Annotated in this window: 23 protein-coding genes and 1 tRNA gene; 16 read left to right on the forward strand and 8 right to left on the reverse strand. The window is 63.1% G+C overall.

Features of this window, described 5'->3' with window-relative positions:
• Positions 1-69: 69 nt before the first annotated feature.
• The 5 genes from EGM87_RS10505 (at position 70) to EGM87_RS10525 (ending at position 1,856) form a co-directional block, all read left to right on the forward strand.
• On the forward strand, positions 70-624 hold the full coding sequence (locus EGM87_RS10505; protein WP_044660095.1) for a hypothetical protein: 555 nt from the start codon (positions 70-72) through the stop codon (positions 622-624).
• Positions 625-780: 156 nt separating this feature from the next.
• On the forward strand, positions 781-1,224 hold the full coding sequence (locus tag EGM87_RS10510) for a DUF5681 domain-containing protein (protein WP_044660096.1): 444 nt from the start codon (positions 781-783) through the stop codon (positions 1,222-1,224).
• Between the two features lie 9 nt (positions 1,225-1,233).
• Complete coding sequence (locus tag EGM87_RS10515) at positions 1,234-1,458, forward strand: hypothetical protein (RefSeq protein WP_044660097.1); 225 nt, start codon at positions 1,234-1,236, stop codon at positions 1,456-1,458.
• The gene (locus EGM87_RS10520) at positions 1,445-1,642 is read left to right on the forward strand and encodes a hypothetical protein (RefSeq protein ID WP_137710332.1); all 198 of its coding nucleotides are present in this window, start codon (positions 1,445-1,447) and stop codon (positions 1,640-1,642) included. Before EGM87_RS10515 ends, EGM87_RS10520 begins: the two co-directional genes overlap by 14 nt.
• Position 1,643: 1 nt before the next feature.
• Positions 1,644-1,856 carry a hypothetical protein gene (locus tag EGM87_RS10525; RefSeq protein WP_044660098.1) on the forward strand — a complete coding sequence of 71 codons (213 nt, stop codon included), beginning with the start codon at positions 1,644-1,646 and terminating at the stop codon, positions 1,854-1,856.
• 735 nt (positions 1,857-2,591) lie between these two features.
• On the opposite strand, the gene EGM87_RS10530 is transcribed toward EGM87_RS10525, so the two are convergent.
• Genes EGM87_RS10530 through EGM87_RS10545 form a run of 4 tightly spaced genes read right to left on the reverse strand, consistent with a single transcriptional unit; the run spans position 2,592 to position 4,389 of the window.
• A complete protein-coding gene (locus EGM87_RS10530; RefSeq protein ID WP_137710331.1) occupies positions 2,592-2,909 on the reverse strand; it encodes a hypothetical protein in 318 nt (105 codons plus the stop codon).
• 2 nt (positions 2,910-2,911) lie between these two features.
• Complete coding sequence (locus EGM87_RS10535) at positions 2,912-3,535, reverse strand: hypothetical protein (RefSeq protein ID WP_044660099.1); 624 nt, start codon at positions 3,533-3,535, stop codon at positions 2,912-2,914.
• Positions 3,529-3,804: a hypothetical protein gene (locus EGM87_RS10540; protein WP_044660100.1), complete on the reverse strand. Its 276-nt coding sequence runs from the start codon at positions 3,802-3,804 to the stop codon at positions 3,529-3,531. The genes EGM87_RS10535 and EGM87_RS10540 overlap by 7 nt, the downstream gene beginning before the upstream one ends.
• Positions 3,805-3,807: 3 nt before the next feature.
• A complete protein-coding gene (locus tag EGM87_RS10545; RefSeq protein WP_137710330.1) occupies positions 3,808-4,389 on the reverse strand; it encodes a hypothetical protein in 582 nt (193 codons plus the stop codon).
• 201 nt (positions 4,390-4,590) lie between these two features.
• Between EGM87_RS10545 and EGM87_RS10550 the strand changes: the two genes are divergently transcribed.
• The 3 genes from EGM87_RS10550 (at position 4,591) to EGM87_RS10560 (ending at position 5,789) form a co-directional block, all read left to right on the forward strand.
• On the forward strand, positions 4,591-4,839 hold the full coding sequence (locus EGM87_RS10550) for a helix-turn-helix domain-containing protein (RefSeq protein ID WP_044660102.1): 249 nt from the start codon (positions 4,591-4,593) through the stop codon (positions 4,837-4,839).
• Positions 4,840-4,957: 118 nt separating this feature from the next.
• Positions 4,958-5,329, forward strand: a complete 372-nt coding sequence (locus tag EGM87_RS10555; RefSeq protein ID WP_044660103.1) for a thermonuclease family protein — start codon at positions 4,958-4,960, stop codon at positions 5,327-5,329.
• A 289-nt stretch (positions 5,330-5,618) separates the two neighbouring features.
• Entirely contained in the window at positions 5,619-5,789 is a 171-nt protein-coding gene (locus EGM87_RS10560; RefSeq protein ID WP_157009761.1) for a hypothetical protein, read from the forward strand.
• Positions 5,790-5,804: 15 nt separating this feature from the next.
• Here the strand turns inward: EGM87_RS10560 and EGM87_RS10565 are convergent, their stop codons facing one another.
• Positions 5,805-6,014 (reverse strand): hypothetical protein, encoded by a 210-nt coding sequence (locus EGM87_RS10565; RefSeq protein ID WP_044660105.1) that lies wholly within the window; start codon positions 6,012-6,014, stop codon positions 5,805-5,807.
• Between the two features lie 364 nt (positions 6,015-6,378).
• On the opposite strand from EGM87_RS10565, the gene EGM87_RS10570 reads away from it, so the two are divergent.
• Genes EGM87_RS10570 through EGM87_RS10590 form a run of 5 tightly spaced genes read left to right on the forward strand, consistent with a single transcriptional unit; the run spans position 6,379 to position 10,921 of the window.
• Complete coding sequence (locus tag EGM87_RS10570; RefSeq protein WP_157009762.1) at positions 6,379-6,528, forward strand: hypothetical protein; 150 nt, start codon at positions 6,379-6,381, stop codon at positions 6,526-6,528.
• Positions 6,525-6,959: a hypothetical protein gene (locus tag EGM87_RS10575; protein ID WP_044660106.1), complete on the forward strand. Its 435-nt coding sequence runs from the start codon at positions 6,525-6,527 to the stop codon at positions 6,957-6,959. Before EGM87_RS10570 ends, EGM87_RS10575 begins: the two co-directional genes overlap by 4 nt.
• Positions 6,959-7,780, forward strand: coding sequence for a hypothetical protein (locus EGM87_RS10580; protein ID WP_052628062.1), 822 nt, complete (start codon positions 6,959-6,961; stop codon positions 7,778-7,780). Before EGM87_RS10575 ends, EGM87_RS10580 begins: the two co-directional genes overlap by 1 nt.
• A 25-nt stretch (positions 7,781-7,805) precedes the next feature.
• Positions 7,806-8,051 (forward strand): D-Ala-D-Ala carboxypeptidase family metallohydrolase, encoded by a 246-nt coding sequence (locus EGM87_RS10585; protein ID WP_084694293.1) that lies wholly within the window; start codon positions 7,806-7,808, stop codon positions 8,049-8,051.
• Positions 8,051-10,921, forward strand: coding sequence for a hypothetical protein (locus tag EGM87_RS10590; RefSeq protein ID WP_044660107.1), 2,871 nt, complete (start codon positions 8,051-8,053; stop codon positions 10,919-10,921). Before EGM87_RS10585 ends, EGM87_RS10590 begins: the two co-directional genes overlap by 1 nt.
• On the opposite strand, the gene EGM87_RS10595 is transcribed toward EGM87_RS10590, so the two are convergent.
• Entirely contained in the window at positions 10,907-11,173 is a 267-nt protein-coding gene (locus tag EGM87_RS10595) for a hypothetical protein (RefSeq protein ID WP_044660108.1), read from the reverse strand. The genes EGM87_RS10590 and EGM87_RS10595 overlap by 15 nt on opposite strands.
• 100 nt (positions 11,174-11,273) lie before the next feature.
• A complete protein-coding gene (locus tag EGM87_RS10600) occupies positions 11,274-11,504 on the reverse strand; it encodes a hypothetical protein (protein ID WP_171407195.1) in 231 nt (76 codons plus the stop codon).
• A 924-nt stretch (positions 11,505-12,428) separates the two neighbouring features.
• Here EGM87_RS10600 and EGM87_RS10605 point away from each other — a divergent pair.
• A complete protein-coding gene (locus tag EGM87_RS10605) occupies positions 12,429-12,617 on the forward strand; it encodes a DUF6961 family protein (protein WP_052628246.1) in 189 nt (62 codons plus the stop codon).
• Between the two features lie 90 nt (positions 12,618-12,707).
• On the opposite strand, the gene EGM87_RS10610 is transcribed toward EGM87_RS10605, so the two are convergent.
• Positions 12,708-12,783, reverse strand: a tRNA-Thr gene (locus tag EGM87_RS10610).
• Between the two features lie 183 nt (positions 12,784-12,966).
• Between EGM87_RS10610 and EGM87_RS10615 the strand changes: the two genes are divergently transcribed.
• Positions 12,967-14,238, forward strand: coding sequence for a PAS domain-containing protein (locus EGM87_RS10615; protein ID WP_025549597.1), 1,272 nt, complete (start codon positions 12,967-12,969; stop codon positions 14,236-14,238).
• 342 nt (positions 14,239-14,580) lie between these two features.
• Positions 14,581-19,248 (forward strand): NAD-glutamate dehydrogenase, encoded by a 4,668-nt coding sequence (locus EGM87_RS10620; protein WP_044660110.1) that lies wholly within the window; start codon positions 14,581-14,583, stop codon positions 19,246-19,248.
• Positions 19,249-19,274: the final 26 nt, after the last annotated feature.

Raw genomic sequence — 19,274 nt, forward strand, 5'->3', positions numbered from 1 at the left:
AGTCCGATCCTCTACCAAGGATCCGCGCTGTTACACCATCCCGCGGGGCACGATCAATGGGTCTATTACTTGGCTGAGGATGAGTCCGACACATCACTGTTGATTCATCCTATTGCAGTTGAACGGCAGGGTGGCGTCGATTGGCAGGAATTTGAGACGATCTTAGGCAGCTACGCAATCCGTGCTGCAGTCGCTCTCTATGATGACACGACTTCCGAGCAGGAATATTTTGCCGCGTTCTATGAGGACAGGTGCACATCGAAGGTTTTGCTGCCTGCGGAACGCTTACTGCGGAAGGTGCAACTTTTCGGGGTACCTCGGCTACGATACCGTGCGAAAACCAGCAATTCAGCGCGCTGGCTTCAACAGCTTCATGTTGAGGGACGAGAATACATTGAGCGCTATCGGGAGATCATTCAGGATGGCCGCCCAGAGCTGCTGAGCACGGCAGACCGCAGGTTAGCAGACTTCAATGTGACTTCAACGCTGGTTCAACGTGGAGTTCAACGTGACATCAACGATTCCTCCCAGTCACCTAGCCACGCGGCCGTGCCCAAGGGCACGGGCTTGGCCGAGGATGTTTCATGGAACGGTTGGCTCGATCGAGCAGCAAACGAAGGCTGAGGAGCTTATAATGGTGCCAGCAAATTTTCACTTCCCTGAGCGAACCCGCAGCGCCCCGCAGCGCCGCAGTGACGCGGGCCAACGCGAAGATCCGGATTGTGCAGTCATTCGTTTTCCCCTCGAACGTGTCCGCCGGTCTGTCGCACTGGTTAGGTGATGGCGAAGAAACCTGAAAATACAGGACGGAAACAGGGCGGACGATTCAAGCCTGGCGTGAGCGGCAATCCTGCCGGAAAGCCTGCCGGTGCACGCCACAAGATCACGCGGGCAATCGAAGCTTTGCTGGACAAAGATCATGAGGCGCTGACCCGCAAGGCCATCGAAAAGGCGCTGGAGGGTGACATGGTTGCGCTTCGCCTGTGCCTGGACAGGCTGGCCCCTCCCCGGAAAGATGCGCCCGTCTCGATCGCTCTGCCTGCCGTTCGCTCTGCGGCTGATGCGGTCGAAGCGTCGGCGGCCATTCTCGCGTCGGTTGCGGCGGGGGAGATCACCCCGGATGAAGCGGGGCGCGTCATGGCGCTGCTGACGGCGCACAAATCCATTGTGGAGGCTGGCGATCATGAAGCCCGGATCGCGGCGTTGGAAGCCAGGGCGAAATAGGAGGTGAGTATGGCGAACTTCGATAAGCGGCTCTCTGCGCTGGAGGCTGGCTATAGCGATCCGCAGCGGGTGGATGCCGTGTTTGCGGGAGAGGCTGACATTTCCGCTTGGCTGCTGTCCGACAGCGGCAACCCAGCGGACCGGGGCGCGGTATGGGATTATATTCTTGGTGCGGTCGATGGGCGCTCAAGGGGTCTGCCGTCTGAAATAGGCGGGTGTCATGTCGAATATTAAAAGCCGGTTGGCTGCGCTGGAAAAGGCAAGCCCGATTGGCCCAGCGATATGGCGGCGGATCATCCAACAGCCCGACCAGACGGAAGACGAGGCGCTAGATGCCTATGGCCATGATCGGATCGCACCAACCGATAGGCTGATCATTCGCAAGATTGTGGATTACGCGGTGCAGATAGGAGGGTGAAGTGGGGAATATCGAAAAGCGGATCAGCGCCTTGGAGGCTGTGTCGGGAGCGGATGCCGGGCCGTACATCATCGAGATTGTGGGCGGGCCGACGCTGACGAAAAGCGAGGCGGCTGCACGCGAGCAGCAAAAGCCAGACGGCCTGGTGACACGCATCGAATTGGTGGGCGTGCTGCCGGAAGCGGAGATATTGCCGATGGTGCGCGCTGAATAAAATAACGGGTGAAAAACAATCATCCGTTATCAAAGAGCGGTCGCCGCTTTGCTAAAGTAGCAAAAATTAGCCGTGCCCGTCTAAAATAGAGGTGGAAATACGATTAGCCCCGCATCATGAAGGGGGTCGATGCGGGGCTACGGGACCCTCCAAGGGGGAGGGAGGAGCATCATGTCCCACCCCGCCCGATTCTACCATTCAGCGAAGGACATAATCCGGAATTGCAGGCGGCCCGACCGGCATACATCGTGCGCCATATCGATGTGGCCCCCGCCCGCTGCTATAGTCATTCTGCTCCTGCTGCCCCGTCTCCTACCCCGGAGGCGGGGTTTTGCTTTTGCCCACGAAAAAAGCCCGGCAGTTTCCCGCCGGGCCAAGGAGAAGGCTGTAAGCCTCCGGGTCGCATCTTTCACTTACCCCCGCCGCATCGATTCGGATTGGATGGAATAGACGGGGCTGTGTCAGGGGTGTCTGCTATCACGGCTGCGCCGCCGCGCTCTGCATGATGCTGGTGGCGGCGCTGAACATGGCATCGACGGTGACGACGCCAAGGATGCCCAGCGCGAGGGCGAAAATGATAAGGCTGTACCGCATGGGGAGATTATCCTGTCGGCGTGACCTGAGCGGAAATTGACAATTCGAATCAGTGCGTTCGGATTGAATCGCTCAGTCGATGAACGGGAAACGCCCCGATCCTTCCGAACCGGGGCGGAGGTGTTGCCATGATGGCAATCGCTAGAGGTCGTTGATCGCCTCGACGCTCGATCCCCAATAGGTGCGACCATCGATCACGACCGCCCCGCATCCGTCATCTCCTGCAAGGCAATAATCCACGTCTCCATCTTCAAGATCGGGATCGCTGTCCATGTCGTCCATGTGGTCGATCATCCGTTGAACCAGTCGCCCAAGCTCTGGGCGGGACAGGCTCGGAATGACCGTCAGGAGGGCCGCCAGCGTCGGAACGGGTTGAGGCTGGCGCTTGTCCCTGCGTCGACGTGTGGCGGGGTTCCTGCGCGGCTGGTAGGCTCTGGCGCGTGGTGCTTTGCTCGCCATGGTCAGGGCCTCCATTCCAGCTTGGCGAGATAGGCGACGATCTTCTCCCGCGTCTCTTGCCGAATGCCTGCCCCTGACTTGATCCTGTCGATAAGGTCTGGTGCATTGGCGACATTCCGCCCGAAGCGGCTTGGCAGCATCTCCCGCTCCGCTATGGCCTTTTCGATGCGGGGGATGAGGTCGAGCGCACAGACCGCCTTACCCTTCGGTCTTGGCTTGTGCTGTTGCGCCTCGTCCTCCTTCTTCATGTAGGCCCGGACGCGAGCGACGACGCGGGAGGATGGATCGCGGCCCCTGCGAAGGTCGCGCAAAAGGTGGCTATCCCCCACGGCTTCGCGCCCGAACTTGCTTGCGGGCATTCCTGCTTTCTTCAACCAGCGCTCAATTTCCATCAGGATCGGCGCGGCATAGTTTCGCTGCGATCTGGCTGGGCGCGGCTTGGGCTTCTGTAGCGTGACGGGCGGCTGTTCGGGCTGCGCAGGCGCGACGGGAACCAGCTTGGGGGCATCCGTTTTCCGGTCGCGCTTCTCCCTCAAGCGCTGGTCAATCCATGCGATGTCAGGGTCCGGCGCAACGGGACCGCGATCATGGGCCAGGGCGGAATAGTTCTGCCGATAGATCAGCATGGCATTGCCTCCTTTGGGCTGGAGGCAAGCAGGAGGGATTTGACGGCCTCCCGCTTCGTGAGGTCGCGCCGCAACGGTCGCTCATGCTGGGCAAGGGCGTCCCGTTCCTGTGCGGTGATCCGCAGCGACCAGTGCAGGCAGACGGATGCGGGGCTGACCGTGTAGCCGCCGCCAAGCTCGACATAGCGGGCCAGCCATTCGGCGGGGTCAAAGGGGCGTGCGCCATCGGTGGGGGCCGAAGCCCCCTGATGAATGTTCGCGATGTGCATGGCTCAGGCCTCCCCGACGATGGAGGTCAGCAGGGGCGTAAGGTCGCCTTCGTCATCCCCGTACTCGCCAATCAGCAGCCGCAGCTTGTGGGCGATGATGTCAGGATCGCGGGAAGGATAGGCAACAATCGCCCGGATAGCTGCTCCTTGGCGCTGCCCTGCCGCCCGACACTCTTCTTTAGCAGCGGGAAGGCCGCTCTCCCGGTCGCAAGATTCCTCCAAGGTATCGCGCTCGGCGCGCATCCGGGCGCAAAATGCATTGTGGTCAGCAATGCCATTGGTCACGCGCAGATCGCCGGTTTCGTGGGCTGGCCGGGCGTCGATGAATTCATGCGGCTTCCCGGCTTTCTCGTCCCATGCGGCCTGCCATTTCGCCTCCGCAGCTTTCGACGCCGCGAAATAGCGATCGTAAGCCTGATCCTCCGCCTCCAGCGCCATGTTGTAGGCAGAGGAGGCTTCGCGCTCATCGTCCAGCAGCCCCAGCCACGCCGGGTCTTGTGTGGTGGTCGGGGTGCAGACCAGCCCGGTAGCGGCGCTGGCAACAGGTGTCGCAATTAGAGACGGTGCGATAATCAGAGCGCGCATGACAGTGCGCCGCGAACTGTGTAGTTCGTGCATAGCTTCAATCCCTTCTAAGCAGGGTTGGAGTTAGACCGGGTGGCGCGGTTGCAGCCTTGCCGCTCGGTCGCTAGCGGACTTCGTTAGCTAAAATGGTTATCTTCCCATAACGGCACACAGTCAACCCGGTTAGTTGATGTTATCCAAAAAAGATGCCATGCTCCTCTGATGATCACACCAGCAACATGTCGCGCCGGTCGCGGCCTTTTGGGAATGACGCAGGCTGAGTTGGCGGCGTCGGCCAGCGTTGGCCTATCCACCGTGAAGAATTACGAGGCCGGGAAATATGTGCCGGTGCCGAACAACCTTGCCGCGATCCAACGCGCACTGGAGGCGGCTGGCGTGGTGTTCATCGCTGATGGCGAAGCGTCATTGTCCGGTGGCGCTGGTGTTAGGTTCGCGGGTGTGGAGAGATGAGTGGTGCAGTTGACATCTATGGGGCGCACGGTCGCCGGACAGATAACGCGTGCGCGTGCGTGCGCGCGCGTAACTGCCGCATCAGCCTTGGACCGTCAGCACTTGGCAACCCGCACTTATGATCCTTGCCTTCTTCATCAGCATCTACCAGCCTCCAACGATCTGCACCGCGATCGATGGCGACACGCTGCGCTGTTCCGAGATCGGGCGGGTAAGGCTGTTGGGAATCGACGCTCCGGAAATGGCTGGCCACTGCCGCAAGGGACGGGTCTGCGCGCCGGGTGATCCGGAGAAGAGCAAAGCCCAACTCGCCAGACTGATCGCGCCGGGCGTGGTGATCTCGCCTGTCACCCGCGACCGCTACGGCAGGACCGTGGCGCAGGTCTATGTCGGTGGGAAGAACGTCGCATGCGAGATGCTGAGGAACGGGCTGGCAGTTTACAAGCCAGCCTGGGACAATGGTGGGCGGCTGGTGGCGGACTGCCGGTGATGCGTTCGAAGCAAGTCCGGCTAATAGCTGCGCTTGGTTTATCCTGCCTCCTCTCCGGTTGCGAAAGCAGGCCAGATCAGTGGGATGCCTTCATATATCCCGATGCGAACGACTTGACCAAGCATGAAGAGATCGCCGGATTCAAGACGTTCGAGCTTTGCCAGAGCGCCGCGATCGGTCGCCTGAGATCGCTGCCCGATCCTGATGGGGGCGACTACGAGTGCGGGTATAAGTGCGAAGCTCGCCCTGGGCTGGGCGGGATCAAGGTTTGCGAGGAGACACGGAAATAATGAGCCGCTATCGCTACCGCTGGAAAGACCGGCATGATGATCTTGTGACCCGACGCCGGGAAAGCCCGTGGCCACTGATTGAGTTTGCCATACTGCTCGGCCTGTCTCTTGCGGCGATTGCCATCGGCATTTTTTCGGCGGGCCACTGGATCGCGGGCCTGATCACCTAATCGGTCTGGATTCGCCTAACTGCTCATTTTGAAGCCAGCCGCGACCCAACGGACAATCATAATGATTGTGATCAGCGGCACGAATATCAGCAGCAGTTCGAGCCAGTGCGCCAACAAGAATATGGCTCCGCCAAGCAACTGACCCATCGTCAGGATGACGAATAACAGAGCGATAGGGGCGAAGAGTACAAGCCCGATGCGCCTAAAGCCTTTCCGCCAATTCATGCGCCGTCCTGCTCGTCCCGGTCCTTTGATGATCGCGACAAAGCCCAGGTGGCTAGGCCGACGATGATCCAGAACGCGAGGGTGTAGAGCCAATGTTCTCCGGACCAAGCATTGGCAACGCTCGATAGAAGACCCCCGATTGTCCAATTCATGTTCTAGCCCCCTGTCGTCCAGCGCCCAATTTCCCATGACTCCCGCAAGCTGACAAGTCCGGCCTCGGCGCTGTCCCGATCTGGCGCAAGGATGACATTTGCGCTGCGCCCGTGCCTGCCTTGTCGCAGCGGTGGGCAAGGCAGAAAACCGCGATTTTCTTTGCTCCTGTATAACATGAGTGGTATTCTGATACCCGTCAAAGGAGCCAGTTATGCGGGAACAGGTACACACATCGCTTACCGCCTTTCGGATCAACCCGGCGCTGCTCGCCGCCGCCTCTGCAAAGGCGAAGAGGGAAGGCGTCACGCTATCGGAACTGCTGCGCCATGCGGTGCGCAAGGAAGTGAGGGATGCGGCATGAATATCAGCTTCGATCCCAATGCGGCCATTGGTGATGTATCTCCGCTTATCCGGAGCGCGGCCTGTGGCGATCTGGGGGCCCAGCGGCAAGGCTGCATGCTTTCGTGGCAAGGGATGAAGGATGCTGTCTCGCGAGGCGCATTTGCAGCCGCCCACGGCCACGCAATTGAAATGATGATTTGGGCGCGGCTGGCGGCCAGCCATGGGGAAGCTCAAGACATCCTGATCCTCATCGCCGCGCTGTCCTATCTGGCAGAGTATTGGGGCTATGACAGCGAGGGCGCGGTCTACGGCAATGACCTATTGGCCGAAGCAACCGCCCTGCTGGACCGGTTGGCATCGGATGGAAATGAAGTCGCTGCGGATGGGCTGAACCTCATGGCGCAAACGGTAGGCCCGCACATCTTTCAAAAAGCTAAGGAGATCGCATAATGGCGATGGCATTCAACGGTGTTGGTCGCGTGCCCGGCCTGTTCGGCTTGCCTCCTGGCTATTCGACGCCGGGGATTGGTGACGGGTTGCCTGTGGGCGGCAATACCCCGGCATCCGATAGCATGCCCCAAGGCCTCGGCTTCTTTGGCGTCCCGCGTTTTGGTGCGCAGGCCGGGGCGGCTTCCCCTGCTGGCCCGCCTGCCGGTGGCCTCCCCAGCAATCAGGGTTCCCCCATCTCATTGATGCCGCTCGATATGCCGCTGCAAAAACCCATTATGCCTGAGAGCCGACCGGGGCCGGAATTTGTTCCCATGGCGCCGCTGCCCGGCGTGGAGCCGAAAAAGCCGGGGTTCTTTGGCAACGGTGGCGTAGGCTGGGATATAGTTGGCGCGATTGGCGATGCGATGGCCGGATTCAATGGACAGCCGGGTCTCTATGCGCAGATGAAAATGCAGCGCCAGAAAATGGCCTATCAGGAGCGCTTGCGGCAGCTACAGCGGCAGCAAGACTGGGAAGATTGGCAGCGCCAATGGGACTATCAGGTGGGGCACCCCAAGCCCTCTACCGCCGCGCCTTACCGCTGGGAGCGCAATGACGGAAGCCTGATGGAAATGGGCGCAGACGGACAGCCGCACGTCGCTTATGACGACCCATCGCCTAAGATGAACTTCATCCCTGACGGCATGGGCGGCGGGCGTTGGGTTGAGGTCCCGCGCTCCTCTAGCCCCATGGCAACGACAGAGCGTCCAGCTATCGGCGCGATCATGCCTGACCCTCGCAAGGGAGGCGGTAGCGGCAACGCTACCGGCGGCTTTCGTTGATCCGGCCAACTTCTCGGCTGGGCGCATGACGAGCGGGCGCAGGACCGTGGCTGGCAACCAAGCGGTGGGCGGCGTTACCAATTCGCTGCACCTCTCAGGGGACGCGGCCGACTTCGTACCCGCGCAGGGTCAGAGCATGATCGACCTGTACCAGCAGGCTCGATCCTACTTCCCGAATGCAACCGAAATTCTGAACGAAGGCAATCACATCCATGTGGGTCAGCGCGGTTATGGGCGCGTCCCCTATTATGGTCGAAAGGGCACAATGTAATGGGACGCTTTACGCAGAACGGCGTGGTCTATGAGGAATTGCCGGACGGCAATGTGCGGGTGGTCGGCTACGCGGACGGCGGCAGGCAGTCGGCGCCCTCTGTCGTGGCGCCCAACCCGTCTAAGGTCGCCAATTCACAGGTGCAGCAGCGCGGGCAGGATTTGGACAACCAGCGCAATGCCGGAACCCTTCCTTTTGCCGCGCCTCAAGCCGTGGCGACCCTGACCCGTACCACGCAGGAAGTGGAGGGCTATAAGCCCAAGCGTGAGCAGGACCTTCGCGCACAGTTCGATAAGGTGGACGCGGTTTCACAATATCGCAGCGTCGTGCCGATCTTCATGTCTGGGCTGAAGGCTGTCCCTGATCCCAAGGGCGATGACGCGCTGCTCTATCACTATGCCAAGGTCATGGACCCGCCTTCGGTCGTGCGCGATTCGGAGCGTCAGGGGGCGGCGGATAGCGCCTCCTTCTGGGATGCGCGGGTGGCGGCGATCAAGAAGCAGATGGGTTATGACGGCGGCGGCCTTGCACAGTCGGTTCGTGACGGCCTGATTCGTGAAATGAACACCAAGATGGCGGAGCTTGCCAAGAGCTACGGCGTGGCGCGGCGCGATTATCAGCGGATTGCGGGGGACGAGGGCTTGAGGCCCCTGAATGTCGTCGGTTCCTTCCCTTTCAACGATCAGCAGATGCGCGATTATCAGGAGATAATCGGTCGGCGCGGCATGAGCCTGCGGGACCAGCCTTACGCATTGCCGCAGTCCACTCTGCCCCCAGCAGAACGCCGTCAGGAAGTCGACCCGACAGGGGGTGATGAGTTTTCCACCGATCAGGACCGACAGTATGCCGCCGTGGCGCAGGCCGCTTTCAATAACGGCGCGAACCGTCAGCAGATGGACGCCATTGCAGCGGCCTTTGGCGCTCCGGCATTTGGTGACGACCTTGACCGCGCAATCGAGGGACGGGCACGCGGCCTGCGGACCCAGCTTAGTATTCCTGCTTCGGGTCGGCGGGAGCCGACGCTAACCGGGCAACTCGCGGCTGGGCCAGTGGGCGGAGCGGCGACGGGCATAATGAACGGCGTCACCTTGGGCGGGTTGGATGAAGCCATCGCCGCTGGTCGCTCTGCGTTCACCGATATTCCCTATGGCACGGCCCTCTATGAAGCCAATCGCAACAAGCATGCGATCGGCAGGGAGAACCCTTGGTCCTACAATATCGGGCAGATTGCGGGCGGTCTGGCGACGGCGGGCGCGGGCGGCGCGCTTGGCGTCGGTTCCAAGCTCCCCCTCCTTTCCGATGTTGGCATAGGTGCCATTGGCGGAGCGCTGGAGGAGAACGATCATCGCCTTGGCGGTGCCGTTTTGGGCGGCGTTCTCGGCGGTGGTATTGGCGCTGGGCTGCGGGGCGTCTCCCGCCTGCCGGGCAGGCCTGCCCCGGTGGACGATACCTTGTCGCGAGTGATCGATCGTGCGGGCTATGGCGGCATCCGCAATCGCCTGGTCGAAGCCCGCGACCTGAATATCCCCATGACGCTGGCGGATGCTGATCCTGCGCTGACGGCCCTTGCCGGATCGGCTACGCGCTTTTCCCCGCAGGCCGTCAAGCAGGCGAGCGATGTTCTCTTTCCGCGTTCACTGGGCCAAATCGACCGTTTCGCACAGGCCGTTGAGCGTGATCTGGGGCCGCTGTCCAATCCCATGCAGCAGAGCGATGACTTGCTGGCGCAGGCGCGCACCGCTGCGGCTCCGCTTTATGAGCGGGCCTACAAAGCCCCTGTCATTGGCACGCCCACACTGGATTCGCTCATCAATACCCCGTTCGGTAGGCAGGCAGTCGGCAAGGCACGGACGATCGCGGCAAACGAACGTCGCGATCCTGCGGCCATGGGCTTCCGTCTGGACGCTGACGGCAATGTGGTGCTGGAGCCGACCGTGCCGATGACGCTTACCAGTGCAGGGCGAGAAGGCGGTGCACCCGTTCAACAGCCCGGCTACACCACGCAAACGCTCGACTATGCGAAGCGCGGCATGGATGACGTGCTGGAGCAGTATCGTAACCCCATCACCGGCAAGCTGGACCTGACCACGGCGGGCCGGGCGGAAAACGGCGTGCGCGCAGACTTCCTCACCGAACTGGACAAGTTGAACCCGGCCTATGCGCAGGCCCGCGCCGCCTATCAGGGGCCAATGGAGTTGCGCGACGCGCTGGCGGCCGGTCGTGATGCGGTGAAGCAAAGTCCCCGTGAGGTTCAGACTATCGCGGGCCGCTCCTCTCCCGCACAGATGGAGCAGATGCGACTTGGCTATCGCGTTGGCCTGAACGACCGCGCCAACGATATGCGCTATTCGTCCAACCCGTTCGAGGGCATTTTGGGGACGCCAGCGGCGGAACAGCGGCTGTCGGCGGTCTATGGCGACAACTTCCCTGGCGTCAGCCGCCTGCTGCGCCAGCGCGACATTGAGCGCAATCTGGCACGTTCCACCAATGACATTCTCGGCAACAGCAAGACGGCGCAACGGATGATTGCCGATGAGACGTTCGGCAACAGTGCCGCCGTCAACGCTCTCGACGCAATTTCGGACATCGCCTCCATGAAGGTCCCGGTCAAATCCACCATTGGATTTTTTGGCCGTGCGGCGCTTAAGGATCGCGCCCGCCTTGGCAGCATCCGGAACGCTGAGAAACGGGCCAATGATCTGGCGCCCCGCCTTTTCAGTCCCGATACTGCGGCGATTATCGACGCCGTAGACACGTTGATGGGCCAGACGGCTCGCTACCGGACTCGCCAGAATTTGCTGGAGCCTGTCGTCGGCCAGATGGGCGGCGCAATCGGGGGCATGACGCCCGGCTGGCTATTTGGCCACTAAGGCGGGATCAAAGCTAAGGAAGAGCGGGACGCCGACCGCAAACGCAGAGGCAATAAACACCCACAAAGCGATCTTGGCCCGACGCTCCCATTTTCTGAGCGTCAGGTCAGCCTCGTACATGCCGGTCTTGGGGTTATACTCCATCGGGATACTGCTCCGCCCGGCTTTCCATAGGCGATAGCGGGCGATCAGGAACATCCCGAAAGAGAAGCTGAACGCGTGCAGGAAGATGGAGAGGGTCGTCTGGCTCACGGGTTCAGCCTATCGCATCAGCGCGGCAATCGCCAGTCTATCGACGGGTCGGTATTGCACCCGGTAAAAGTGGTGCGATCTGCATCACTTTCTTGAAGCGCTACTGCTTTTCCCCGTCCGCGTCTGTGTAGCCCGCCATCCAGTTTATCCACAATTGCGCACGCGCCTTCAGATTGGGATGGTCAGCCACGGCGGACACCATCAGTTGATGCGCCCGGTCGGTGTCAATTTCGACCTTCTCGCCCAGAACCCGGATCATAGCCGCCAAGGCCACAAGAGCGGCGTCAATTTCATCAGCGCTGCGGGACTGGAAATTGGAGTGGACGGGCATAGCTTCTTCCTCGCTCGCAAGGGGTATCATTATTAGTGATACCCTTCGCATGGGGGCGCGCTCAATGCACACCCTTAAGCGCCCTGCTATAGATCGCGCTGCTACAAAGCATGTCGCACGATGGTACGAGCTTTCCGGTTCTCGCTTGGGGTGTGTCCAGTTTTGGGCATACCCATGTCACGCGCCGCGACATGGCACAGGAAACCAACGTCGCACGCTGCGACATAGGTTTGGACGGGTGCGACAAAATGACGCACCTGTCTTGTCCGATGGGAGGTGATCCGGCCCCAGCATGAAAAAGTTTCAAGGTTTCAACGTCCGCGCTCACCGTCATGAATTTGCTGCGCTGTGCAGCAAACTCCCTGACGCCCTATGCGCAACATAGACCCTTCGTCCGAAATTCGGACGATGAACCAAATTTGGATCATCCGCTGGCTTCCGGAATACTCCCCGAAATTGGGGAATACCCAAGCGTCTGAATTTCAGGCGGCCGGGCGTGATCGCACGATCCCCAATGGGGGACGTGCCGATGGTTCCCCCGATTTGGTGAACCAAGCCGAACGCCAGCGTCCCACTATCCGAAGCGCGGACAGTGACCAGCCAGGCGAAATTCGTTCGCTTGATCCGGCGCGGTGCCGTGCCGCGACGTACGTCCCAGACTGTTACGAACGTCACGGGAGATTTTTCCGGAACGGGAAAGAACTGCGGCTTCCACCAAAGGTGGGAGTTGCCGCCGATCGGTGTAACGGCCTGTGACGCCGATCCAGTTACCACCGTTGGTGGAAATTGCCGTTCGGCCTGTCCTGATCCCCGCCGCGACCGCAGGGTATGGGCATCATACACATACCTTCGCTCAAAATCGGTTCGCGCCACGGTGCCGCAAACCTATCGCGCCTAGCGACCTTCCTCTATCCTGCCCAGATGATGACCCGCGATCAGGAGCTATGGGGCATGGCGTCGATGGTCCTGCGCCAGCATGGCGACCGTGCGCCGGTCGTGGTGGCGGAGAGGATCGGCCAGCTTGCCAGCGAGGGAAAGGCGGAAGGCGTGGCGCTGTGGAAGGAGGTTGCGCGGCGGCTAGAGCAACTGATGGGACAGGATTCGACCCAGTAGCGCGAGTTTTCTCCCCGCGCTTATCGCGTGCTTATCCACGGCCGTTCACCTGAACGGACTGGCGTGGAGTGCTGCTAAGTGCTTGAAAACTGGTGCCGCTTACGTGACTCGAACACGTGACCCTCGCATTACGAATGCGATGCTCTACCGACTGAGCTAAAGCGGCGTTGGGGCGGGCAGATAACAGCGCTTGGCGGGAAGGACAAGCGGGCAAATGCGATTTGCCATGCCCATCCAGCGTCAAACCGCTTCGGATCATCATTTCACCCCGCCTTTACACCATCTTTACCATCCAATGGCACTGTCGATTCTCAAGGAAAAGCTTTTACCTGAACCAAGGACCGATGGGATGGACACTCTGCGGGGGCATGAAATCGCCGATGACGAGGACGATTTCGGCCCGGCCGACGATGCAGCGATCGAGACGCCGCCGCTTGTCGGCGCCGATGAGCGCCGGATGCAGGTGCGTGCCTATAATTATTGGGCGTCCCTGCTGGGCGACCGCAGCCTGCCGTCCATTGAGGATCTGGCGCCCCAGGATCTGGAAGATTTCGGCCCCTTCAGCGTCCTGCTCGACTTCAGCACCGGGCTGGAGAATCCCGCCATCGTCTATCTCGGCACCGCGCTGCGCGAAGAGTGCGAGATCGACGGGCCCATCCAGTATATCAACGACGTCCCCGCCCGCTCGCTGCTGTCGCGGCTGACCGACCATTATCTCCAGATCATCGCCAACGCCGCGCCGATCGGGTTCGAGGCCGGCTTCGTCAACCAGCGCGACGCGGAAATCCTCTATCGCGGCATTTTGATGCCCTTCTCCTCCGATGACGAGACGATCGACTTCGTCTTCGGCGTCATCAACTGGAAGGAAGCGGCGAGCCAGGCCGTCACGGCGGAGATCGACCGGGAGGTGGAAGCCGCCCTGCTCTCCAGCCCCGCCGCGCCGCCGGTCGCGCCGATCTGGGCGGACGGTCCGGCGGTCGAGGATTTCGACACGCTCGACCTTGGCGGCATGGAAAGCCCTGACGAGGACGCTCCGCTGGCCGATTGGCTGGCCCTCGCCCGCGACAGCGCGGAGCAGGCGCGCACCAGCGAGGCCCGCAGCCATGCGGCGCTCTATCGCGCCATCGGGCTCAGCTACGACTTCGCGCTGGTTACGCTCGCCCGGCCGGAGGAATATGCCGAACTGCTGGAGAATAGCGGCCTCAAGGTCCAGGCCCGAGCGCCGATGACCGCCGTGGTGAAGCTGGTCTTCGGCTCCAGCTACGACAAGACGCGCATCACCGAATATGCCACTGCGCTGGATCATGCCCGCGCCAACGGCATAGCCCTGGGCAGCTTCGGCGACTATCTCGCCAATTATGACGGCGGGCTGAAAGCGCTGGTCCGCGACGAACGCGCCCAGCGCCGCACCGACGGCCCGGCCAAGCCCGATCGCCAGCAGACCGCCCGCGCCGCGATGAAGGCGGCCGCCGCGCTCGATCCCTTCACTGTCGCCACCGATGGCGACGGGCTGGCGGTGGTCATCGCCCGGCGGGAGAAGGACGGATCGCTCGCCATTGTCGGCGCGCTGCCGGAAGGGTCGGAAATCGGCCAGAGGGCGATCGTCGCCGCTGCGAATTAGGCGTTGTCGCCCGGCCTGCTCCCGCGCGGGAGCAGGGTGCATTCAACCGGGGCGCATCCTTAATCGCGGCCCAGGCCCCTCCCATCGGCAGAAACGGCCGCGCCGGATTGACAGAACGGGATCATGGGCCGATTTCGTGGCTTACTCTCCAGGGCGTTCGTCCCATGCTGCGCTGCATCATATTATTTCAATTTTACGTAACTTTATTTCCCATCCTGGGTTGAGCCTCAAGACGCAGTGGCGCATAGTGGACGGCATCGGTTTGAGAAGTCGCGTGGCGGTTCTCCGGCGCCTTCTCCGTTCACAGAAGCGGGGCTGAACCCGCGGGCAAGAGGCAGGCGCATGACGGCATTGGCTGAATCGAGGCAAGTTGACCACAGCATAAGCGAAGCGCTGGAGGCGGCGCTGGCTCGGGGCGCCCTGCCCGGCGAAAGCGAAGGATTCGACCAGAAGGCGATGCTGGCGGCGGCGGCCTTCATCGCCGGCACCGCCGCGACCCGCCGGCCCGGCCATGTCGCCATCGGCATGGAAACGCTGGGCGAAGGCGCGACGGGGCGCTACATGCGGATCGCCATCGTCAATGACGACATGCCCTTTCTGGTCGATTCCATCGCCAATGCGCTGGCCGCCGCCGACATCATCATCCATCGCCTGCTTCATCCCGTCCTGTCGGTCGAGCGCGACGGCGACGGCCATTTGAAGGCGATACTCGACAATGAAGCCGCCGGGGCGCGCCGGGAATCGATGATCTATATCGAGGCGGACCGCGCCGACGCGAAGGCCCGCCGCGCGCTGGAAAAGGCGCTGGAGGAAACGCTGGCGGACGTCCGCGCCGCCGTGTCCGACTGGCCGAAGATGCGGGAGGCGATGGCGGCCGATGCCGATGCCGTGCCCGACGAGGAAGGGGCGGCGCTGCTGCGCTGGTTCCTGGCCCGCCACTTCACCCAGATCGGCCATGAGGTTCGCCACCGCGACGGAAAGGCGGACGCCGGCATCGGCATCTGCGGCCTGCGCGACCAGCCCCTGCTGGCCCCCGCGACGCTGGAGGCGGCCTTCAACTGGTTCGAGGAAGGCAAGCGCACGCCGCTGATCATCAAGTCCAACCGCCTCTCCCGCGTCCACCGCCCCGTCCTGCTGGACCTGATCATCGTGCCGGTCCGGGACGGCAAGCAGGTGACGGCGCTGTCCATCCACGCCGGCATGTGGACCAGCGCCGGGCTGGCGACCACGCCCGACAGGGTGCCGCTGCTGCGGTCTGCGCTGTCGGCGCTGATGGACAAGTTCGATTTCGATCCGCACGGCCATGCGGGCAAGGTGCTGACCCATGCGCTGACCGCCCTGCCCCACGACATCCTCATCGGCTTCGACCGCGAGACGCTGGAGCGGCTGGTGCTGACCTTCATGTCGCTGACCGACCGGCCGCGGCCGAAACTGGTGCTGGGCACCAGTGCGCTGGCCCGCCATCTCTATGCCTTCGCCTGGCTGCCGCGCGAGGAGCTGACCACGGCGCGGCGCGTCGCGGTGCAGGACATGCTGAGCCAGGCCTGCAACGGCCCGGTGCTGAGCTGGTCGATCGCTCTGGAGGAAAGCGGCCTGGCGCTGCTGCGCATCACGCTCGACCTGCGCGACGGCGGCGTGGTGCCCGATGAACAGCCGCTCGACCGGCAGTTGAAGCAAATGGTGCGCGGCTGGCTGCCCGCTGTCGAGGAGGCGCTGGCCGAAAGCGAGGAGGCCGGCCGGGCCGCGACGCTGGCGCAGCGCTACGCCCCCGGCTTTCCCATGGGCTATCGAAACGGCGCCGGCCCGGCCGAGGCGGCGATCGACATCCGCCTGCTGCACAGCCTGTCCGCCCCCGGCGACAAGTCGATCCGCATCTATCGCAACGAAGAGGATGCGCCCGAACGGCTGCGGCTGAAGCTCTACAGCCATGACGCCATCGCCCTGTCCGAAGTGGTCCCCGCCTTCGAGAATTTCGGTTTCCGCGTGATCGACGAGATGCTGACGGCGGTCGAAGCCAGGGGACAGGCGGGCGCGCTGGGCCATGTCCAGCGCTTCGTCCTGGAACTGCCGGCGGGAGGCGATGCCGAAACCGTGATCGCCCGCGCCAACATCGTGACGGAAGCGATCGCGCAGGTCACCGAAGGCGTGGCGGAGAATGACCGGTTCAACGAGTTGATCGTCACCGCCGGGCTGGACCAGCGATCGGTCGTGCTGCTGCGCGCACTGTTCCGCTATCTGCGCCAGACCGGCATGGCCTATGGCATGGCGACCTTTGCCGAAACGCTGCGGCGTGAGCAGGGCATCGCCCGCCAGCTCATCGAGCTGTTCGAGGCGCTGCACGATCCGGAGGCCAAGGATGGACCGGCGCGCGCCGCCGCCGCGCAACAGACGATCGAGGCGGGGCTGGAGAAGGTCACGGCCATAGACGAGGATCGCGTGCTGCGCCTGCTGCGCGCCGTGATCACCGCGACGCTGCGCACCAATTTCTACAGCCCGGCCGCGCAGGAGGCGCTGGCCTTCAAGCTGGACAGCGCGCAGGTCCCCGGCCTGCCCGCGCCGCTGCCATGGCGGGAAATCTGGGTCTATTCGCCACGCGTCGAGGGCATCCATCTGCGCGCGGGGCCCGTAGCGCGCGGCGGGCTGCGCTGGTCCGACCGCCGGGACGATTTCCGCACCGAAATATTGGGCCTGATGAAGGCGCAACGAGTGAAGAATGCCGTCATCGTGCCGACAGGCGCCAAGGGCGGCTTCTATCCCAAGCAGCTTCCCAACCCGCAGGTCGACCGCGACGCCTGGTTCGCGGAAGGCACGGAAAGCTACCGCATCTTCATCCGCGCCCTGCTTTCGGTCACCGACAATATCGTCAAGGGCAAGGTGAAGCACCCGGCGCAGGTCGTCATCCACGACGGCGACGATCCCTATTTCGTCGTCGCCGCCGACAAGGGCACGGCCACCTTCTCCGACGTCGCCAACGCCCTTGCACTGGAACGCGACTTCTGGCTGGGTGACGCCTTCGCCAGCGGCGGCTCCCACGGCTATGACCACAAGGCGATGGGCATTACCGCCAGGGGCGCGTGGATCAGCGTGAAGCGGCATTTCGCGGAAATGGGCGTCGACGTGCAAAGCGAGCCGGTGCGCGTCGTCGGCTGCGGCGATATGTCGGGCGATGTGTTCGGCAACGGCATGCTGCTGTCGAAGGCGATCAAGCTGGTCGCCGCCTTCGATCACCGCCACATCTTCCTCGACCCCGATCCCGATCCGGCGAAAAGCTGGGAAGAACGCAACCGCCTGTTCCAGTTGCCGCGCTCAAGTTGGGACGATTATGACAAGACGCTGATCTCCAGGGGCGGCGGCGTCTTCCCGCGCAGCCTCAAGAGCATCCGCCTCACCCCGGAGGTGCAGGCGATATTGGGCGTCACCGACGCCGAAATGGAGCCGACGGCGCTGATCTCCGCGATCCTGAAAAGCCCCAACGACCTGCTCTGGTTCGGCGGCATCGGCACCTATGTGAAGGCCGCCGCACAGAGCCATGGCGATGTGGGCGACCCCGCCAACGACCGCCTGCGCGTCAATGCCGAGCAGCTTCGCGTGAAGGTGGTGGGCGAAGGCGCCAATCTGGGCGTCACCCAGGCGGGCCGCATCGCCTTCTCCCTGCGCGGCGGGCGGATCAACACCGACTTCATCGACAATTCGGCCGGCGTCGACTGTTCGGACAATGAGGTCAACATAAAGATCGCGCTCAACAAGGAAATGGCGGAAGGCCGCCTCTCCTTCGACGACCGCAACAGGCTGCTGGTCGGCATGACGGACGCGGTGGCCGACATCGTGCTGGAGGACAATCGCCTCCAGGCGCTCGGCCTTTCCATCGCGGAGGCGGGCGGCGCGGCGGAACTGGCGAGCTATGTGCGGCTGATCGAAACCTTCGAGGAGACGGGCCGGCTCGACCGGCAGGTGGAAGGGCTTGCCGCCAACGACCAGTTGCTGCGGCGCGGTCAGGAGGGGCTGGGCCTCACCCGGCCTGAACTCGCGGTGCTGCTGTCGACCGCCAAGCTCGCCTTGCAGGACGCCATCGAGCATGGCGACCTGGCCACCGACCCCAGCATGGACGACGAACTCGCCCAGGCCTTCCCGCCCGCGATGCGGAAGAAGGAGGCCGACGCCATCGCCGCCCATGCGCTGAAGAGGGAGATCATCGCCACCAAGGTCGCGAACCGCATCGTCAACCGGCTCGGCCTGATCCATCCGTTCGAACTGGCGGAGGAGGAGGGCTGCTCGCTGGCCGACCTCGCCAGCGCCTTCCTGATCGCGGAAAGGCTCTACGACATCCGCCGGCTATGGGATGACATCGACGCGGCGGAGATGTCCGAAGCCGCCCGGCTCGCCCTGTTCGGGGACATCGCCAACGGCATGCGGGCGCAGATCGCGGACATATTGCGCAGCCTGCCGTCCGGCACGCTGCCGCAGGCGGGCCATGGCGCGCTGGCCAAGGGCGTGGGCATGCTGGCGAAGCAGGTGGACGACCTGCTCACCAGCGAGGCGCTGCGCCGGGTCACGGCCGCAACCGACCGGCTGCTCTCGCTGGGCGCGCCGGAAGCGCTGACCCGCCGGACCGCCGGCCTGTTCAAGCTGGACGGCGCGGTGGGCATCGCCGCGCTGGCCGGGCGCCTGTCGGTGGATGAAGTCGCCCTGACCCGCGCCTTCACCCATCTGGGCGAAGCGGTCGGCATCGACTGGGTGCAGTCCACCGCCGCGCGCATGGCGCCGTCCGATCCGTGGGAGCGGCTGCTGATCTCCGGCGTGGCGCGCGACATGCAGCAGGTGCGGCTCGACTTCCTGGCGCAGGGGACGGGCAAGGACATCGCCCATCATGTCGAGGCATGGCTGAAGGAAAGGGGCGCCCGCATCCAGCAGTTCCGCGCCCTCGTCCAGCGCGCCAAGACGGCGGCGACGCCCAATGTCGCGATGCTGGCGGAGATCGCGGGTCAGGCGCGGGGATTGTTGGGGCGGTAGGAGGCTTTACGCTCTCTCCAACCCCC

Source organism: Sphingobium sp. RSMS, from assembly GCF_005406185.4.
Lineage (GTDB): Bacteria > Pseudomonadota > Alphaproteobacteria > Sphingomonadales > Sphingomonadaceae > Sphingobium > Sphingobium fuliginis.

Coding starts and splice junctions, on each gene's coding strand:
- EGM87_RS10615 (WP_025549597.1), top strand. CDS start 12,967: ATGGACACTCTGCGGGGGCATGAAATCGCCGATGACGAGGACGATTTC.
- EGM87_RS10605 (WP_052628246.1), top strand. CDS start 12,429: ATGACCCGCGATCAGGAGCTATGGGGCATGGCGTCGATGGTCCTGCGC.
- EGM87_RS10515 (WP_044660097.1), top strand. CDS start 1,234: ATGGCGAACTTCGATAAGCGGCTCTCTGCGCTGGAGGCTGGCTATAGC.
- EGM87_RS10520 (WP_137710332.1), top strand. CDS start 1,445: ATGTCGAATATTAAAAGCCGGTTGGCTGCGCTGGAAAAGGCAAGCCCG.
- EGM87_RS10530 (WP_137710331.1), bottom strand. CDS start 2,909: ATGGCGAGCAAAGCACCACGCGCCAGAGCCTACCAGCCGCGCAGGAAC.
- EGM87_RS10545 (WP_137710330.1), bottom strand. CDS start 4,389: ATGCGCGCTCTGATTATCGCACCGTCTCTAATTGCGACACCTGTTGCC.
- EGM87_RS10540 (WP_044660100.1), bottom strand. CDS start 3,804: ATGCACATCGCGAACATTCATCAGGGGGCTTCGGCCCCCACCGATGGC.
- EGM87_RS10510 (WP_044660096.1), top strand. CDS start 781: ATGGCGAAGAAACCTGAAAATACAGGACGGAAACAGGGCGGACGATTC.
- EGM87_RS10585 (WP_084694293.1), top strand. CDS start 7,806: ATGACGAGCGGGCGCAGGACCGTGGCTGGCAACCAAGCGGTGGGCGGC.
- EGM87_RS10620 (WP_044660110.1), top strand. CDS start 14,581: ATGACGGCATTGGCTGAATCGAGGCAAGTTGACCACAGCATAAGCGAA.
- EGM87_RS10590 (WP_044660107.1), top strand. CDS start 8,051: ATGGGACGCTTTACGCAGAACGGCGTGGTCTATGAGGAATTGCCGGAC.
- EGM87_RS10580 (WP_052628062.1), top strand. CDS start 6,959: ATGGCGATGGCATTCAACGGTGTTGGTCGCGTGCCCGGCCTGTTCGGC.
- EGM87_RS10600 (WP_171407195.1), bottom strand. CDS start 11,504: ATGCCCGTCCACTCCAATTTCCAGTCCCGCAGCGCTGATGAAATTGAC.
- EGM87_RS10570 (WP_157009762.1), top strand. CDS start 6,379: ATGCGGGAACAGGTACACACATCGCTTACCGCCTTTCGGATCAACCCG.
- EGM87_RS10560 (WP_157009761.1), top strand. CDS start 5,619: ATGAGCCGCTATCGCTACCGCTGGAAAGACCGGCATGATGATCTTGTG.
- EGM87_RS10575 (WP_044660106.1), top strand. CDS start 6,525: ATGAATATCAGCTTCGATCCCAATGCGGCCATTGGTGATGTATCTCCG.
- EGM87_RS10555 (WP_044660103.1), top strand. CDS start 4,958: ATGATCCTTGCCTTCTTCATCAGCATCTACCAGCCTCCAACGATCTGC.
- EGM87_RS10535 (WP_044660099.1), bottom strand. CDS start 3,535: ATGCTGATCTATCGGCAGAACTATTCCGCCCTGGCCCATGATCGCGGT.
- EGM87_RS10565 (WP_044660105.1), bottom strand. CDS start 6,014: ATGAATTGGCGGAAAGGCTTTAGGCGCATCGGGCTTGTACTCTTCGCC.
- EGM87_RS10550 (WP_044660102.1), top strand. CDS start 4,591: ATGATCACACCAGCAACATGTCGCGCCGGTCGCGGCCTTTTGGGAATG.